Below are 16,214 nucleotides of genomic sequence, written 5' to 3' on the forward strand. Positions count from 1 at the left end.
GTGCTCCGGGCAGAGAGCCCGCCATGATTCGTGGCGGGCTCTTGTTGTTTCAGCGCCGGGCTCGGCAGCGCGCTGCCACCACGCGGAGCGCTTCATCGCCCGCAACGCGCGTGCTAAGGTCGGCGCATCCGGCATCATCGCCCCCGGGCTCCTCACCCGTCACACTCGCCCGGGGCGGCAAGGCCGACACAAGGCATGGGCTTGCCATACGACGGGCGGTCCGGCGAGCGGGTCCCGCCCCAGGTTGAGGTGATTATGGTCGTCGTGTTCACGCTGACGATTTTCTTGAGCGCGCTGCTGCTCTTCGGGGTGCAGCCGATGGCCGGCAAGATGCTCCTTCCCTTTCTGGGCGGGACCCCGGGGGTATGGAACACCTGCATGATGTTCTTTCAGGCGGTGCTGCTCCTGGGCTACCTCTGGGCCCACGGGATCGCCCGACTGCGCGCGCTCCCGCAGCTTCTCTTGCAGCTCGGGCTGCTGGGCGTGGCGGTGGTGGCGCTGCCTCTGAGCATGAACCGCATGGACTTCTCCAGCGAGTGGCTTGTGCACCAGCCGGTGCTCTGGCTTGTGGCCGCTCTGGGGCTGGGGGTGGGGCTCCCCTTTATGGCGCTCTCCACCTCCTCGCCACTCTTGCAGGCCTGGTTTGCGCGCCAGGATCACCCCCGGGCTCACGACCCCTACTTTCTGTACGCGGCCAGCAACGCCGGCAGCCTGCTGGCGCTTCTGGCCTTTCCGCTGCTCGTTGAGCCCCTCTTCGGGGTGCGCGAGCAGGCTACCTGGTGGAGCGGGGGCTTTGTCGTGCTCGCGATTCTGATGGGCATCTGCGGGGTGATGACCCTGAGAGCCTCACCGGGCTATCAGGGCAAAACATCCGCCGCGCACCAGGCCGACAGCGACGACGATGCGCCCGCGCCGACCTCGCGCCAGAAGGGGTTGTGGATCCTCTACGCCTTCGTCCCCTCGAGCCTTATGCTCGGTGTGACCACGTACATCACCACCGATGTGGCCGCCTTTCCGCTGCTCTGGGTGATCCCGCTGGCGATCTTCATCGCCTCATTCATCGTGGTCTTCTCCTCGATCAAGCTCAACCTCCCGCTGCTGGGGCGCGTGATGAGCCTGCTGGGCACCGCGCTTCTGATCGGCTGGATGATGGGGGCCACAAACCCCGCCTGGCTGCTGCTGCCGCTGCACGTGGTCTTCTTTGCGCTGGTCACCCTGGTGCTGCACGGCCGCCTGGCGGCCAGCCGCCCCTCGGCGAAGTACCTCACCGGGTTTTACCTCTACATGTCGATCGGCGGGCTGCTCGGCGGGGTCTTTAATACCCTGCTCGCCCCGCTGCTTTTTACCAACATCTGGGAGTACCCCCTGGTGCTGATCCTGGCCTGCGCGCTGCGACCGCAGTCGGCGGCCGACCTGGCCGATCCGGACCGCCCCTGGAAGCGCGCCGCCCCCTTTGTGGCCACCGCGTTGATGCTGGGGAGCGTGTGGCTGCTCAAGCGCAGCGAGATCGCCCACGCCGATGTCTTCAGCTTTGTGCTGCTGGCCGTCCCGGCGGTCATCGCCTACAGCCAGGTGGAGCGTCCGGCCCGCTTCGGGCTTGGACTTCTGGGCATCTTTGTGGCCGCCTCACTGGTGAGCGTGGAGTACGACACGGTCTTCAAAAAACGCACCTTCTACGGGGTCGTCGAGATCCTGAAGTCGGATACCGAGTACCGCATGATCCACGGCGGAACCTTCCACGGCCACGCCCTGATCGACGATGAGGGCTGCACACCCCAGAACTACTACGATCTGCGCGGACCGATGGGCAGCCTCTTTGAGATCTACCGCGAGCATGTCACCCCCCGGCGTCTGGCGGTGATCGGGCTGGGGCTGGGCTCGCACGCCTGCTACGCCGAGCCTGAAGATACGCTGACTTTCTATGAGCTCGATCCGGTGGTGGTCGAGGCGGCCAAAGGCTTTGGCAACGTGGGCCGCTCACCCGCCGCCGAGGTCGACTACGTGGCCGGCGATGCCCGCATTCAGCTCCAGGAGCGCGAGTACAGCGAGCCTTATGGCATGCTCATCATCGATGCCTTCAGCTCCGACGCCATCCCCATTCACCTTTTGACGGTCGAGGCGATGGAGCTCTACCTCTCGCGCATTGAGCACGACGGGATGATCGCCGTTCATATCTCGAACCGCTACTTCGACCTGATCCCGGTGCTTGAGGGCCTGGCCGAGGCCCATGATCTGGAGTTTCGTGTGGTGGATGATGTGCACTTAAGCGATCAGGAGATCGCCGAGGGTCGGGTCGCCTCGACCTGGGGCGTGCTCACCCGCGACGCCGAGAAGGCCCGGGCGCTTGAGACGCTCGATCCTCGCTGGCAGACCTACGACGGCCCGGCGGTCACCTGGACGGATAATCACGCGGCGGTCAACGGCCTGTGGATCTTCTAAGCGCTGCAGCAGGGCGGTGCCAGAAGTGGCCACCGTGCGACATCCTGTCACGATCTGCGCGGCACGCGCTTTCCGACCCCACGCCGCCGCTGAGGTGTTCCAAGACCTCCCCCGCACTCTGATGAGGCTAGCTCGATGCAACCTTTTACCGAACTTCCCCTCTGGTCCCAGCTCCTGGTGATGGTGCCCCTGGTGGTCATCTGCCTGATCGCGGCGATCACCGACTTTCGGGAGCGCAAGGTGTACAACACCTTCACCTACCCCGGCGTGATCATCGGCCTTGTGGCCCACACCCTGGCCTTTGGCTGGGCGGGGCTGGGCTCGGGGCTGCTGGCGGCGTTTACGGTGCTGGTGGTGGGGATCATCATCCTGCCCTTTCGCTGGCTGGGCGGCGGCGACATCAAACTTCTGGCGATGATCGGGGCCTTTGTGGGCTTCTCCGGCCTCTACGTGGTCTTTTTCTATGCGACCCTTGTGGGGCTGGCGATGGGCATTACCCTCTCGGTGGCCAACGGCTACATCACCGAGCTTATCAAACGCTTGTGGCTGGTGATGAAGGCGATGTTCTTCAGCATCACCTCGCGCACCAACCTGGGCGTGAAGATGGAGACCGACGAGCGCGCCTACCTGCCCTTTGCCATCCCGATCTTTTTCGGAGTGCTTCTGGCGCTGACCGACGCGTACGCCGGCTGGCCGCTGTGGCTCGACGGACTTCGCCTGTGGATGAGTGACTCGCTTCTATGAGCTCCAAGCAACACGCAATCGTTATCGGTGGGGGGGTTGCCGGGCTGGGGGCGGCCTGGCGTCTGGTGCAGGAGGGCTGGGAGGTCGACGTCTTCGACCGCCACACTCCCGGCTTTGGCGCGAGCATGCGCGCCGCCGGCATGCTCGCGCCGGCAGCCGAGGCCCATTTTGAGGAGGAGCTGCAGCTGGGGCTCGGCCAGGCAAGCCTGGCGCTCTACCCGGACTTTGTGCGTGAGCTTCAGGAGGAGAGCGGCGTCGATGTGGACTACCGCAGCCAGGGCACGCTCATGGTGGGCATCGATCGCGACGACGCCGAGGCCCTGGCCCATGTGCATCGCTACCACCAGAAACTGGAGCTGCCCGTAGAGCAGCTCTCAGGCGATCAGGCGCGCACCATCGAGCCAGGCCTCTCCCCCACCATCACCATGGGGCTCTTTTGCCCCTCCGATCACCAGGTGCATCCTCAGCGGCTGATGGAGGCCCTCGCCCGAGCCTTTGAGGCCCGCGGCGGGCGGCTGCACACCCACACCGGGGTTCGCGCAGTCCGCCTCGACGACGCGGCCGGGCGGGTGCGCGGCGTCACCCTCGACGATGGCAGCCACATCGACGCGCCCCACGTGCTCGTGGCCAACGGCGCCTGGGCCCGCAAGCTCGAGGGCCTCCCCCGCGGCATCCTCCCCCACATCCGGGCGGTCCGCGGCCAGGTCCTGGTGGTGGGGCTTGGAGACCCGCCTCTGTGCCAGCATGTCATTCGCGCTCCCGACGCCTACCTGGTCCCGCGCGCCGGCGACCAGGCCGGCGGCGAGCTCGTGGTGGGCGCGACCAGCGAGGAGCGGGGCTTTGACGCCCGGCTCACCGCCGGCGGGGTCTTCGAGCTTCTGCGCGGCGCCTGGGAGACCCTCCCCGGCATCTACGATGCCCCCATCCTCGACCAGTGGGTGGGCTTTCGCCCCGTCTCCCTGGCCAACCTCCCGGCGCTGGGCCCCACCTCCATCGAGGGCCTCTTCACCTCCCTGGGCCACGGCCGAAACGGCATCCTGCTGGCACCTCTGAGCGCGCAGTCGGTCAGCGCGATGATGCGCGGTGAAGATCCTCATCCGGTCGTGCGTCAACTTCTTCGGCGCGGGTAGCTTCCGCCCCCATCTGCGCGCGGTTGCCGTCGTGGCGAGGTTTCGGGTATCACTGCCCGCGGCCAACGATGCCCCTCTTCGGCCCCCCATGATGACGCACTGATCTGGATCTCTGGCTCTCCGGGAGCACACGCATGACGTCTCAACGCGCCACGTTTTTGATCGCCTCTTTGCTCACGCTCTCCTCGGCGGCCACCGCCGCGGCCCAGCAGTCCGATCCCCTCCCGGAGACCTTCTCCGGGGTGCGACCCACCGGCATGGGCAACGCCCTGACGCCCATCGCCGCCGGTGTCGACAGCCTCTACCACAACCCGGCTGGCCTGGCGCGCGGTGAGATGTACATCCTCGACGGGGCGTTTACCTACACCCCCCAGGGCGGGCTCTTGAGCGCGGGCATCGCCGACAGCAAGACCAACCCGCAGATCGCCGCCGGGGTGGCCTACTCGTATTACTTCGGCTCCGAAGATCACGCCGATCTCTCCGGCCACGACGTGCGTTTTGCCGCCGCCGTGCCCGTGATCCCCGAGCGCATCTCCATCGGTGTGGGCGGACGCTACATGCACTTCACCGACTCCTCCCTGCCCGAGATCGCCGACGACGAAGACAGCCAGGTGCTCTTCAAAGGCTTCAGCGTCGATGTGGGCGCGATGTTTCGCGTCGGCGAGCTGGTGCACCTGGGGGTGACCGGCCAGAACCTCATCGATCCCTGCCGCGACAACGCGCGCTGCCGCGGCTCGGTGCCCACGCGCATCGGCGGGGGCTTTGGCCTGGGCACGGTCACCAGTTTTCAGCTCACCGGCCAGGCGATGGTGGACATCACCTCGGCCGACGATCCCATCTTCGACTTCGGGGTGGGCCTGGAGTACCTGGCGGCCAATGTCATCCCGCTGCGGGTGGGCTTTGAGCGCCGTGGCTTCTTCGATCGCAATCTGATCACCGCCGGCTTCGGGTGGCGCTCCCAGGCCGCAGGGCTCGACGTCTCGTACCGCCACGACCTCAACCAGAGCTCGAAGTTTGGTTATGTGGCCGGCGGCTTCTCCGTCTATTTCTGAGCGCAAGCGCTGCCAGGCCCTCGGTCGGCGTTGGGGAAAACTTTCGATCGACGGCCGCGCCGCCCTGCTCTACCCTGCCTTCCATTCCACCTTGCCGTAGCTGTAGGTCGTCCACCGAAACTCGGGTGTAAGACGACCGCCTCATACCGCGTCAGAGCACTGCGCCCAGGCCGCGCTATGCTCGCCGGGATGTGTCCGGGCGGACGCGGTGCCTAGATTTCTAGTTTGATCGTCGTTCAGGTCTTCCTGCCGTGGCGACACCCCGACGTCGAATAGAACAGTCGGCCGTGGTGTTTTGTCTGCGAGATCTTTGAAACGTCGATCCTCACCGCAGCATCTCTGCAGGTGAGTTCGCATTCTGGTCCGCTCCGGGTCTTCGATACACCCGGGTCCGGACAACTTCCGTGAAGGGGGTATCGACTTTATGACTACCCAAAATCCCAAACCCAACGAATCGACCACCTCGAACGTTGAAGTGCTCGTCGACAAAGCCAAGCACAGCAGCGTCAAGCTCAAGGGCACCGATCAGGAGATGGGGCTTGATGCCGGCTCGCTCAATGACGCCTCCGAGCTCTTTGGCGACCTGAGCCTGCCGATGATGCGTGGCTCCAATCTCAACCTGCCGGCCAGCGCCGACCCGCTGACCGCCTACCTGGCCCGCCTCAACTACATCGAGCCCCTGCCCGCCGATGAGCAGCAGGAGCTGGCCGAGCGCTACGTCAACGAAAACGACCGCAACGCCGGCAAGATGCTCATCCTCACCAACCTGCGCCTGGTGGTGAAGCTGGCTCGCGAATACCAGCGGCGCTGGACCAACCTCCTCGACCTGATTCAGGAGGGTAACGTGGGACTGGCCGAGGCGGTCACGCGCTACGATCCGTACCGCGGCGTGAAATTCACAAGCTACGCCCAGTACTGGATCCGGGCGATGATTCTCAACTACTTGATGAATCATCTGCACCCGGTCAAGATCGGTAGCTCGCGCGCCGGGCGTAAGCTCTTTTATAACCTCAAAAAGGCGCGCCGTGAGCTGATGCGTCAGGGGCACCCCAACCCCACCCCGGCGCTGATCGCCGACTACCTCGATGTCGATGAGAGCGAGGTGGTGCGCGTGGCCGCCCAACTCGACGCCCCGCCGGTTTACCTCGACGCCCAGGCGCCGGGGCATGAGAAGACCACCGTCGGCGAGTTGATGCACTCGGAGACGGCCGACCCCGAGGAGTTGGTCACCGACTATGACCTGGCCACACGCCTGCGCGAGGCCATCAACGCCTTTGGCGAGAACCTCGACGATGAGCGCGAGATGACCATCTGGTTTGATCGTATGATCGCCGAGGAGCCCCGTAGTCTGGTCGATCTTGGCGAGTACTGGGGCGTCTCCAAAGAGCGCATCCGCCAGGTCGAGGTGCAGATCCGTGACGACTTCCGCCGCTTTCTGCTCGACCGCCTGGGTGATGAGGTCAAGCTCGACTTCCTCGATCAGCTCGGCTGATGCCGAATCGCACCGGGGCCGCGACGCCCTGGCAGCCAGAAAACGAAAAAGCCGCCCCGAGATTCGGGGCGGCTTTTTTGATCTTCAAGCGATGCGGGTCGAGCTCAGACCTCTTCGATCTGCGCGCCCTCACGTCGCTCGCGCATCACATCACGGATCATCTCAATGACCATGAAGGCCACTCCCACGCAGATGAGCGCGTCGGCGATGTTAAAGGTCGGCCAGCGGTGGGCGTCGGTGTACTTCCAGACGATGAAGTCGGTGACATAGCCGTAGCGCGCGCGGTCGATGAAGTTCCCCAGCGCGCCGCCGGCGATCAGCGCCAGCGCCCAGAGCAGCAGGCGCTGGTCATTTTGCACCCCGCGCAGAAGGCCCAGGATGATGAAGACCGCCAGAAGACTCACCGCCAGGAAGAAGGGCTCACGAAACGAGCTGTCTTTATCGGCAAAGATGCCAAAGGCCGCGCCCGGGTTGCGGGTGTACTGAAAGTCCCAGTAGCCATCAATGACCGTGACTTCGCGGTTGGTCACCTCGATCACCTGCCCGGCCTCAAGCTCGCTCTCCGGGTGAAGTTGCTGGCCGTCTTCGGTGCGGGTGTAGAGCTGGGCGATGGTCTTGACCTCTTCGGGGCTGTTCGCCTCGAAGGTCTCGGTGAGGTAGGCCTCCACCGTGGTGCCCTCGGCCTGCTCGGGCACTTCCAGCACGATCGGGTGCGAGAAGAAGCCCGGCCGCTCGGTCGCAAGCCAGCTCTCGGCGTACCACTTCGACCACTGGTCGAGCGCCACGCCGATGACCACGATCAGGGCGAAGAGCCCGTATTTCATAAGCGACGCGTTCTTCATCCTTCGATCACCTCAAGCACGCTGGCGCAGCGCGGGCAGACCTCATCGTCGCTGCCGGCCTCGATCCAGAAGTTCCAACAGCGGGGGCACTTCTGCCCGGAAGCCGGAACCACGCCGACCTCCACGATCTTGCCTTCGGCCGGGGTGGCCTCTTCGATCTCCACCGCGCTGGCGATGAAGAAAGCCGGCAGGTTCTGCTCGCAGCTGCGCAGCAGGCTCAGCGTGGCGCCGGAGGCTTTGAGCGTCAGATGCGCCTCCTGGCTGCTGCCGATCTGCCCCTCTTTACGCTCGCCCTTCCGGGCGCGTTTGGCTTCCATGGCCTTCTGGGCCTCCTGACGCACCTCCAGAAGTTGCTCCCAGCGCTCACCGAGCTCGGCGTCTTTCCAGGCGCCGGTGTGGGCGGGGAAGCCGGCGAGGAAGACGCTCTTCTCGGCCGCTTCGCCGTGAGGAAGATGCTCCCAGGCCTCTTCGCAGGTGAATGAGAGGATGGGCGCGACCGCGCGGACCAGCGCATCGACTACCAGCCAGTAGGCGGTCTGACCGCTTAGCCGCTCGCGCGAGCCCGGAGCCTCGCAGTACATGCGGTCTTTGGTCACGTCCATATAGACGTTGGAGAGGTCCACCGTCACCAGCTGCACCAGCGTGTGGTAGATGGTGTGGAACTGGTAGCCGCGGTAGGCCTCCTCAATGCGCTCGATCGCCTCGGCGGTGCGGTGAAGCACCCAGCGGTCGATCTCTTCGAGCTCATCGAGCGGCAACGCCTGCGAGGGGTCGAAGCCCTCCAGCCCGCCGAGCAAGAAGCGGAAGGTGTTGCGCACCTTGCGGTAGGCATCCGAGATGCGCTTGAGGATCTCGGTGGAGAGGGTGATGTCGCCGCGGTAGTCGACCGCTGCGACCCACATCCTCAAGATCTCGGCGCCGTACTGATCGAGCATGCGCTGGGGCGGCTCGAAGTTTTTGCTGGACTTGGAGTACTTGCGGCCGTCTTCGTCGGTCACAAAGCCGTGGGTCAGGCAGGTGCTGTAGGGCGAGTGGCCTCGCGAGACGATGCCGGCCAGAAGGCTGGACTGGAACCAGCCGCGGTGCTGGTCGCTGCCCTCGAGGTAGAGGTCGGCGCGGGTGCCCACGCCCATCTTACGGTCGAGCACCGCCGACCAGGACACGCCGGAGTCGAACCACACATCGAGGATGTCTTCTTCTTTGCGGAAGTCGTCGCCACCACAGCTCGGGCAAGCGGTGCCTTCGGGCACGAGCTCTTTCGCGTCGCGCTCAAACCACACGTCGGCGCCGTGATCTTCGACCAGGTCGGCCACGTGATCGGCGATCTCGCGGGTAGCCAGCGCCTCGTTGCAGTGGCGGCAGTACATCACGGTGATGGGCACACCCCAGCTGCGCTGGCGGCTGATGCACCAGTCCGGCCGGCCGGAGACCATGCCGTGGATGCGGTCGCGGCCCCAGCCGGGAACCCAGTTGACCTTCTCGATCTCGTCGAGCGCCGCTTTGCGAAGCTCAAAGCCTTCGTCGAGGCCGGCGCCCTCGGGCTCCATCGCCACAAACCACTGTTCGGTGGCGCGGAAGATCACGGGCTTTTTGCTGCGCCAACCATGCGGGTAACGATCGATGGTGACCTTGTCGCCCGGCGAATTGAGCAGGAGCCCCATATCGGCCAACTTCTGCTGGATGATGGGGTTGGCCTTAAAGACCTGGGTGCCGGCGAACTCTTCGACATCCGGGCCGCGGAACTTCCCATAATCATCGACGGGGCAGACGATCCCGAGGTTGAAGTGACGCCCGAGCTCGAAGTCTTCCTGACCGTGGCCGGGGGCGGTGTGCACGCAGCCGGTGCCCTGCTCGAGGGTGACGTAGTCGGCGGGAAGCAGCACCGAGTCGCGCTCCATCCAGGGGTGGCGCGCCTTCAAACCTTTGCCCTCGCCAAGCTCGCCCACGAGTTCGCGGCCTTCAAAGCTCGCGAGCACCGTGTGCTCCTCGATGCGGCAGGCTTTGAGCACCTCATCGCGAAGACCTTCGGCCATCACGTAAGCCTCATCGCCCACGGCCACCAGCTGGTAGGTGAGCTCCGGGTTGAGCGCGATCGCCAGGTTGGCGGGCAGCGTCCAGGGCGTGGTCGTCCAGATCACGACAAAGGTCTTCGTGTCGCCGGCGGCCTCCCCGATCGCCCCGGGGAGCTCGCTGATGGGGAACTTCACATAGACGTGCTCGGTGGTGAACGCGTCGTACTCCACCTCGGCCTCGGCCAGGGCGGTCTGCGCGGCCCAGTCCCAGTGCACCGGCTTAAAGCCGCGATAGACGATCCCCTTTTCGAAGAAACGACCAAGCTCGCGCACCGTGGTGGCTTCATAGTCGTAGGACATCGTCAGGTAGGGGTCGTCCCACTGGCCAAAGCCCATCACCCGGCGGAACTCCTCGCGCTGGATGTCCACAAAACGCTGCGCGTATTCGCGGCAGGCTTTGCGGATCTCGACCTTGGTCATTTCGCGCTTTTTCTTGCCGAGCTCTTTGTCGACCTGGTGCTCAATCGGCAGCCCGTGGCAATCCCAGCCCGGCACGTACTCACAGAGCTCGCCGGCCATGTTGCGGAACTTCACCACGAAGTCTTTGAGCGTCTTGTTGAGGATATGCCCGTGGTGGAGGTTGCCGTTGGCATAGGGAGGGCCGTCATGAAGAATAAAACGCGGCCAGCCTTCGGCTTTGCCGCGCTCAACCCACGCCTCATAAATGCCCTCGTCTCGCCACCAGCTCACGCGCTCTTCTTCGCGCTGGGCCAGGTTGGCCCGCATCGGAAAGTCGGTCGAAGGGAGGTTGAGGGTATCTTTGTAGTCCTTGCCCACAGCGGCACTCCTTAGCAGTCCAAAAGGTTGGAAAATCACCACCTGAATCGCGCTCTTCTAACACAGCGCCCGCCTCGAATAAAGCAGGCCCTGAGCGCGATTTCGCGCGTGTTATGACCCTTAATCGGGCTGGATTCTGGCGCGCACAACGACCGGCCGTCCGCGACCGATGCGCTGCGCGTTGTGGTGGAGAAGCGCGTTGAGATAACGCCGCGCGCCGGTGATGGCGGCCTCCCAGCTCAGCCCGCGGGCGCGCAGGCAGGCGATGGCGCTGGAGAGCTGGCAACCCGTACCTCGAACATCGGCCTCCACGCGCGAAAGTGGCTCAAAACTGCGCTCGCCGGCCTCATCGGCAAGCACATCGACGACGCCCTGTCCGGGGGCATGTGGAAGATGCCCGCCTTTGACGAGCACCCGTGACCAGCCCGCCTCTCGCAGCTCCCGGGCCAGCCGCAGCGCGTCGTTGCCGGCCGCCTCAAGCCCCAGGATCTGCGCGGCTTCCGGAACGTTGGGGGTCAGGAGGTCAACGCGCTCACGCACACGCTCCAGCCCCTCAAACCAGCCCTCGGCGTGCAGCGCGCGGCGGCCGTCGCCGCTGGCGAGCACCGGGTCGAGCACGACGTCGACCTCCGGATCGAGCTCGTCGAAGAACGCGCCGAGCACCTGAAAGGATTCCAGCCCGGGGATCATGCCAATTTTGATCGCCTGAAGATCAAAATCCTCAGCGATCGCGTCGAGTTGAGCGCGAAAGGTGCCCGGGCTCACCGCTTCGAAGCCGCGCACGCCCCGGGTGTTCTGGCACACGAGCGCGCTGATCACGCTTAGCCCGTGGCAGCCCAGGTCGCGCATCACCTGCAGATCGACCTGAATGCCGGCCCCCCCGCTGGGGTCGGTTCCGGCGATCGTCAGCACGAGTGGCGGCGAGGAGTTGACTTCATCCATCGGACTCACTCCCCCGCTCCTCGCGTGGTATGGGCCGCAGCCGCCTCTGGAAGGCACAACACCGACGCGGCGCGGGTGAGCATCGCGTCATCGACGCCCAGCGCGCGGAAGATCTCCAGGTTGCGCTGCAGGGGGTTCTCCATCGCGTGCAGCTCACGGGCGCGCGCCCAGCCGATCTGGTTGGCAAAGACCCAGGGGTTGGCCGGCACGGGAAAGTCGCTGCCCATAATCACGCGACTGCGCGCGGTGGCATCGCCGAGCACTTTGTGGATGTAAGGAAAGCGCGAAAGTGAGGCCATCGCCGAGATGTCGCCGTAGAGGTTGGGGTAGTCGTCGAGCATCTGGCGCCAGTGGTCGTAATCTTCGCGAAAGGGGTGCACCACGCCGCTGCCCGCGCAGTGTGCGGCGATCACGCGCGTGCCGCACTCCAGGGGAAGGCGCAGACGCTCGGGTTTTCCCCAGGCCTGATTGACCGGCGGGATGGTGTGCTCAAACGACGTGTGCGTGAGCAGCGGGATGTTGAGCGCGGCCATTTTTTCCCAGAAGCCGCGGTAGCTCTCGCGGCTAAGATCGATGTCCTGGGAGTTGGGCAGAAGTTTGATCGCCACCGCCCCGCGCTCGGATACCCGCTCGAGCTCATCGATGGCGTCGCGGCGTTGCGGGTTGACCGAGGCGATGGGAAGCAAGCCCTCCGAGCGGGCGCAGACCTCAAAGAGGTAGTCGTTGGAGATGTAGACGCGGGTGCGCTCATGATCGTAATGGCCGGCCTCATCGTAGATGGCGTCAAAGGCCAGCAGGCCGGCCGCGTCGAGCTCGCTCTCCTCGACCCAGCGGATGACCTGATCGGCGTAGGCGTGGTCGAGCTCCTCGCGTGAGACCCCGGCCAGCCCCAGCGCGCGACTCAGCCAGGCAAACGCCCAGCCGCCGGAGAGGTTCGGGCTGACGTAGCAGCCGTTCTTCGGGTTGATCCCCATCAGGTGAACGTGGGCGTCGATGATCATAGGCGTCTCAAAGGGGGGGCGCGCAAAGCGCGAGAGGGTGGGCCGCCAAAACCGTTGCACGATTGCGAAGATGCGGCAATTTGTGTTTTTTTGGGGCGGTCAGCCCCCTGCTCTGCTCCGACGTAAAGGCGGTCTTTCGATGTTGATCGTACACCCCCGTATCTACCTTGATCATCACGGCACCACGACCAACGCGCTGCTCATCGAAGGTCAACACGTGGTCGCCGTCGGCGACGAAGCGCGCCGGCGGGCCGGTCGGAGCGCGGAGGTGGTGCGCCCCGACGCGGCGTGTGTGATGCCGGCGCTGGGCGACGCGCACATCCACCTGTGGGGGGCCGGGCTGCGCGCGCACACGATCGATCTTCGGGGGATGAGCGCGCCGCAGATCCTCGACGAACTGCGCCTGGCCGCCCCGCGCCAGGACGGCTGGATCGTGGGCACAAACTGGAATGAGAACAACTTCGCCGACGATCACCCGCTCAACCTGGCGCTCCTCGACCAGCTCTTTCCCAATCAGCCGGTGTGCCTGCACCGGGTGGACGCGCATGCTCTGTGGGTCAACTCCGAGGCACTTCGCCGCGCCGGGCTTGATGAGCGTGTGCACGACTTAAGCGGCGGGCTCGCTGAGCGCGGCCCCGACGGGCGGCTGACCGGCGTGCTCATCGACCACGCCATGGAGCCGGTGCTGCGCGCGCTGCCTCCGGCCGACGCCGCAGAAGATCGCCTGATCTTTACCCACACCGCCAACACCCTCCTGAGCCACGGGGTGAGTTTTTCGTCGATGGCCTTTACCTCGATGGAGCGCCTGGAGCTGGTCGATGAGCTCATCGCCGACGGTGATCTTCCCTCCCGCGTGGACTTCTGGATCGACGGCACCTCCCCCGCTCTCGACCGCCTCTTAGAGCGCGGTCCGCGCCAGGCCAACGCGGCCGGCCACCGGGTGGGCACCATCAAGTTCTTTGCCGACGGGGCGCTCGGCTCGGCCGGTGCCTGGCTTCTGGAGCCTTACCGCACCGGTGGCCAGGGCTTGCAGACCCAACCTTCAGGTTACCTTAAAGCGCGCCTCCCCGAGCTGATGCGCGCCGGCTGGCAGGTGGCCGTGCACGCCATCGGCGACGCCGCCGCCCGCGACGTCCTCGACGCTTTTGAGGCCACTTCCCCCGAGCTCCGAGCGCGGCTTCGTCCCCGGCTCGAACACGCCCAGATCGTTCACCCCGACGACCGTGCCCGCTTCGCCGAGCTCGGCGTCATTGCCAGCATCCAGCCCATTCACCTGCGCAGCGATGTGCCCTGGGCGCCGCGCCGACTCTTCGATCCTCAGCTGGAGCGCCTCTTCCCCTGGCGCGATCTTCTACCCGCCACACTCGCCGCAGGCAGCGACTACCCCATCGACGATCCCAACCCGTGGCACGGCATCGCCACCGCCCTGACCCGCCAGGGCTACGACGAGCAGCCCTTTGCCCCCGAACACGCCCTGACCCGTCAGGAGGCCATCAGCGCCTACACCTACGGCGCGGCCTATGCCTCACACCGCGAGCACCAGCTCGGCGCGCTTCACCCGGGCTATCTGGCCGACGTCATCGCGCTTTCGGCCGATCCCTATGTCGACTCCCCGGAGGCCATCTGGGACATCGAGGTGCTCTGGTCGCGATTACCGGGTCGCTGAAGCTTAACTTATGTAACTGCACTCGCTATGGTGAACGTCTTCACACCGACAGGCGGTGCGGAGGGGATTGTTATGTTCACGATGATGTGTAGTGGAGGAGTACATCATGTTTAATCATCCTGAGGTCCAGGAACTGGATTCCGGCAGCTATGAAGTCTCGCTCAATGGGACCAGCAACGGCTTTGCCTGGTTCACAATGGATAGTTTTGGTAACCGTACCGCTTATTTCGGTCTGGCTGGCGGCACGACGTTCCCCTTCGTTTTAACCTTGAACCAAACTCTGACGTTCACCCGCATCAAAGAGGACTTCAAAACCCCCGGGGAGTTCGGAAAATGGGCCGAAGCTCAGCTCGGTGGCTCGGCCGATTACCACTGCATGATCGAAACGCAGATCGCCTGGGACGGGACCTGACCCAGGGCGCAGCCGGACGTCTGAAGTGACCGCGCGTTAGCGGGACTGTGCAGCGTTACCATCGACGCGCTTGACCTTAAAGGTTGAGCGCGTCGAGCGCTTCTTGCACGCTCAAGACCTCGCGTCGCGCCCGACGCTGTGCCGGCGTCAGAGTGTCGGCGAGCTGCTCCACACAGCGCTGCGCCCCCTCGGGCACCCCATCGACCACAGGCGCCAGAAGCCCGATGATCTGCGCGCCGACGCTGGGCAAATGACAGGACGTCGCGCTCTCCAGCAGCTCGGCCTGCTCGATCCAGTCGACCTCGCGGCCGCAGCGGATCGCCAGCGCCAACGCCAACTTCGCGCCCCACATATTGCCGGTGCGGCTCCAGGCCTGGTAGGTGCTCATCGCCATGGTGCGCGCTGTGTCGTACTCGTTCCTGCGGAAGGCCATCGCCGCCTCCACAAGCCCCAGCAGACCGTCGAGTTCGGGCAACGCCAGCTCGCGCGCCGCAGCGATGAACGCCTCATCCGGCGCGCTGAGATCGTCACGACGGTAGGCCAGGCGACGCTCCAGAATGCGGGCGCGCACCATATACACCGGCTGGTGGCGGCGTTCCGCGAGCTTGCGGGCCTTGAGGATGAGGTGCTCGGCGCTCTTCAGCTCCCCGCATTCCAGCAAGGACGTGGCCGCATTAAGCGCTGAAGAGAGGCGCGCGCTGACCCGACTTTTTAAGCGTGCCGCTTCGGTGTGCAGACGCGCGGCCTCTTCAAAACGGGCCTGGCGGTAGTTCATCAGCCCCATCCAGCCGCGCACCGTGCCCTGGATCTCTTCGCAGGGATGCTCGCTCGCCCAGGCCTCGATCTCGGCCATCACCCGCTGGCCGACCTCGCGCTCGCAACCCCAGGAGGCCTGAAGACGAAAGCGCTGGCGGCGAAGCTCCAGCTCCGGATCATCGAGGGGCGCGACCTCGTCCATGGTGGCCAGAGCGGTGGTGCCCTGAACCTGCATGCTCAAGATCGCCGCGCGCACCAACTTCTCGATGCGGCGACGGCGCTCATCGGGTTCGCCGGCGCGCTCCATCGCGGCGAGGAAACGCTCCAGCTCGCGCGGGGATCCGTTGGAGAGGGCGATCTTCGCCCAGGTCATCAGCAGTCGGTTGCGCTGAGGGCCGCGCTCATCGGGGCTCAAACGCAACGCCGCCCAGCCCTCATCAAGCAGGGCGATGGCGCGGCCGAGCTCCCCGTCGCGATCGAGGTTTTGAGCGCGCAGGCAGGCTTCTTCGGCGGCATGCGCGGAGTCGCCGGCCTGCACCAGGTGAAAGAAGCGCTGGGGATGTCCGGCGGGCAGCGCCCCGGCGATCTTCTTATGGGCGTTGCGCCGATCATCGAGTTTCCAGTCGGCAAAGAGCGCGTCGAAGAGCGGCACGATCACGTCATCCTGCCCCTCCTCAGGAAGCAGCCCCTCCTGGACCAGCGCCTCAATCTCGGCCTCCACCTCCCAGACCGGTCGTTTCATCAGCGCGGCCAGCACCCGGGCCTCACGCAGCGGGTGGGCGAGGCTCAGCCAGGCCAGAAGATCGCGCCGGGGGCCGCGCGGAGGAAGCGGGGCGGCCAGATCTTCGCGCTGGGCGCTCACCCGGGCGCCGGCGCGAAGCCGGCCCAG

General features: G+C 65.5%; 12 protein-coding genes. 7 read left to right on the forward strand and 5 right to left on the reverse strand.

The genetic code is table 11. The features are described from left to right. Positions 1 to 255 precede the first annotated feature (255 nt). The 5 genes from FRC96_RS15870 (at position 256) to FRC96_RS15890 (ending at position 6,857) form a co-directional block, all read left to right on the forward strand. Entirely contained in the window at positions 256 to 2,439 is a 2,184-nt protein-coding gene (locus FRC96_RS15870) for a fused MFS/spermidine synthase (protein ID WP_146975876.1), read from the forward strand. A gap of 135 nt (positions 2,440 to 2,574) precedes the next feature. Beyond that, the gene (locus tag FRC96_RS15875; RefSeq protein ID WP_146975878.1) at positions 2,575 to 3,183 is read left to right on the forward strand and encodes an A24 family peptidase; all 609 of its coding nucleotides are present in this window, start codon (positions 2,575 to 2,577) and stop codon (positions 3,181 to 3,183) included. Then, positions 3,180 to 4,313, forward strand: a complete 1,134-nt coding sequence (thiO, locus tag FRC96_RS15880; protein WP_146975879.1) for a glycine oxidase ThiO — start codon at positions 3,180 to 3,182, stop codon at positions 4,311 to 4,313. The genes FRC96_RS15875 and thiO overlap by 4 nt, the downstream gene beginning before the upstream one ends. Before the next feature lie 134 nt (positions 4,314 to 4,447). Beyond that, positions 4,448 to 5,365, forward strand: a complete 918-nt coding sequence (locus tag FRC96_RS15885; RefSeq protein ID WP_146975881.1) for a hypothetical protein — start codon at positions 4,448 to 4,450, stop codon at positions 5,363 to 5,365. A 424-nt stretch (positions 5,366 to 5,789) separates the two neighbouring features. Continuing rightward, complete coding sequence (locus FRC96_RS15890) at positions 5,790 to 6,857, forward strand: sigma-70 family RNA polymerase sigma factor (RefSeq protein WP_146975883.1); 1,068 nt, start codon at positions 5,790 to 5,792, stop codon at positions 6,855 to 6,857. 104 nt (positions 6,858 to 6,961) lie between these two features. Here FRC96_RS15890 and lspA read toward each other — a convergent pair whose 3' ends face one another. From lspA to FRC96_RS15910, 4 genes are all read right to left on the reverse strand, one after another. Continuing rightward, positions 6,962 to 7,699 (reverse strand): signal peptidase II, encoded by a 738-nt coding sequence (lspA, locus tag FRC96_RS15895; RefSeq protein WP_146975884.1) that lies wholly within the window; start codon positions 7,697 to 7,699, stop codon positions 6,962 to 6,964. Then, positions 7,696 to 10,548: an isoleucine--tRNA ligase gene (gene ileS / locus FRC96_RS15900; RefSeq protein WP_146975886.1), complete on the reverse strand. Its 2,853-nt coding sequence runs from the start codon at positions 10,546 to 10,548 to the stop codon at positions 7,696 to 7,698. Before ileS ends, lspA begins: the two co-directional genes overlap by 4 nt. 120 nt (positions 10,549 to 10,668) lie before the next feature. Continuing rightward, positions 10,669 to 11,490: a bifunctional hydroxymethylpyrimidine kinase/phosphomethylpyrimidine kinase gene (thiD, locus tag FRC96_RS15905; protein ID WP_146975888.1), complete on the reverse strand. Its 822-nt coding sequence runs from the start codon at positions 11,488 to 11,490 to the stop codon at positions 10,669 to 10,671. Between the two features lie 5 nt (positions 11,491 to 11,495). After that, positions 11,496 to 12,491 (reverse strand): amidohydrolase family protein, encoded by a 996-nt coding sequence (locus FRC96_RS15910; RefSeq protein WP_146975890.1) that lies wholly within the window; start codon positions 12,489 to 12,491, stop codon positions 11,496 to 11,498. Positions 12,492 to 12,630: 139 nt separating this feature from the next. On the opposite strand from FRC96_RS15910, the gene FRC96_RS15915 reads away from it, so the two are divergent. Together FRC96_RS15915 and FRC96_RS15920 are read left to right on the forward strand one after the other, a co-directional pair. Then, positions 12,631 to 14,157 carry an amidohydrolase gene (locus tag FRC96_RS15915; RefSeq protein WP_230470320.1) on the forward strand — a complete coding sequence of 509 codons (1,527 nt, stop codon included), beginning with the start codon at positions 12,631 to 12,633 and terminating at the stop codon, positions 14,155 to 14,157. Between the two features lie 106 nt (positions 14,158 to 14,263). Beyond that, positions 14,264 to 14,569 (forward strand): hypothetical protein, encoded by a 306-nt coding sequence (locus FRC96_RS15920; protein ID WP_146975893.1) that lies wholly within the window; start codon positions 14,264 to 14,266, stop codon positions 14,567 to 14,569. Positions 14,570 to 14,645: 76 nt separating this feature from the next. Here the strand turns inward: FRC96_RS15920 and FRC96_RS22275 are convergent. Continuing rightward, positions 14,646 to 16,214, reverse strand: a 1,569-nt coding sequence (locus FRC96_RS22275) for a hypothetical protein (RefSeq protein WP_230470321.1), incomplete at its 5' end; no start/stop codon positions are given.

It is taken from the genome of Lujinxingia vulgaris, from assembly GCF_007997005.1.
Lineage (GTDB): Bacteria > Myxococcota_A > Bradymonadia > Bradymonadales > Bradymonadaceae > Lujinxingia.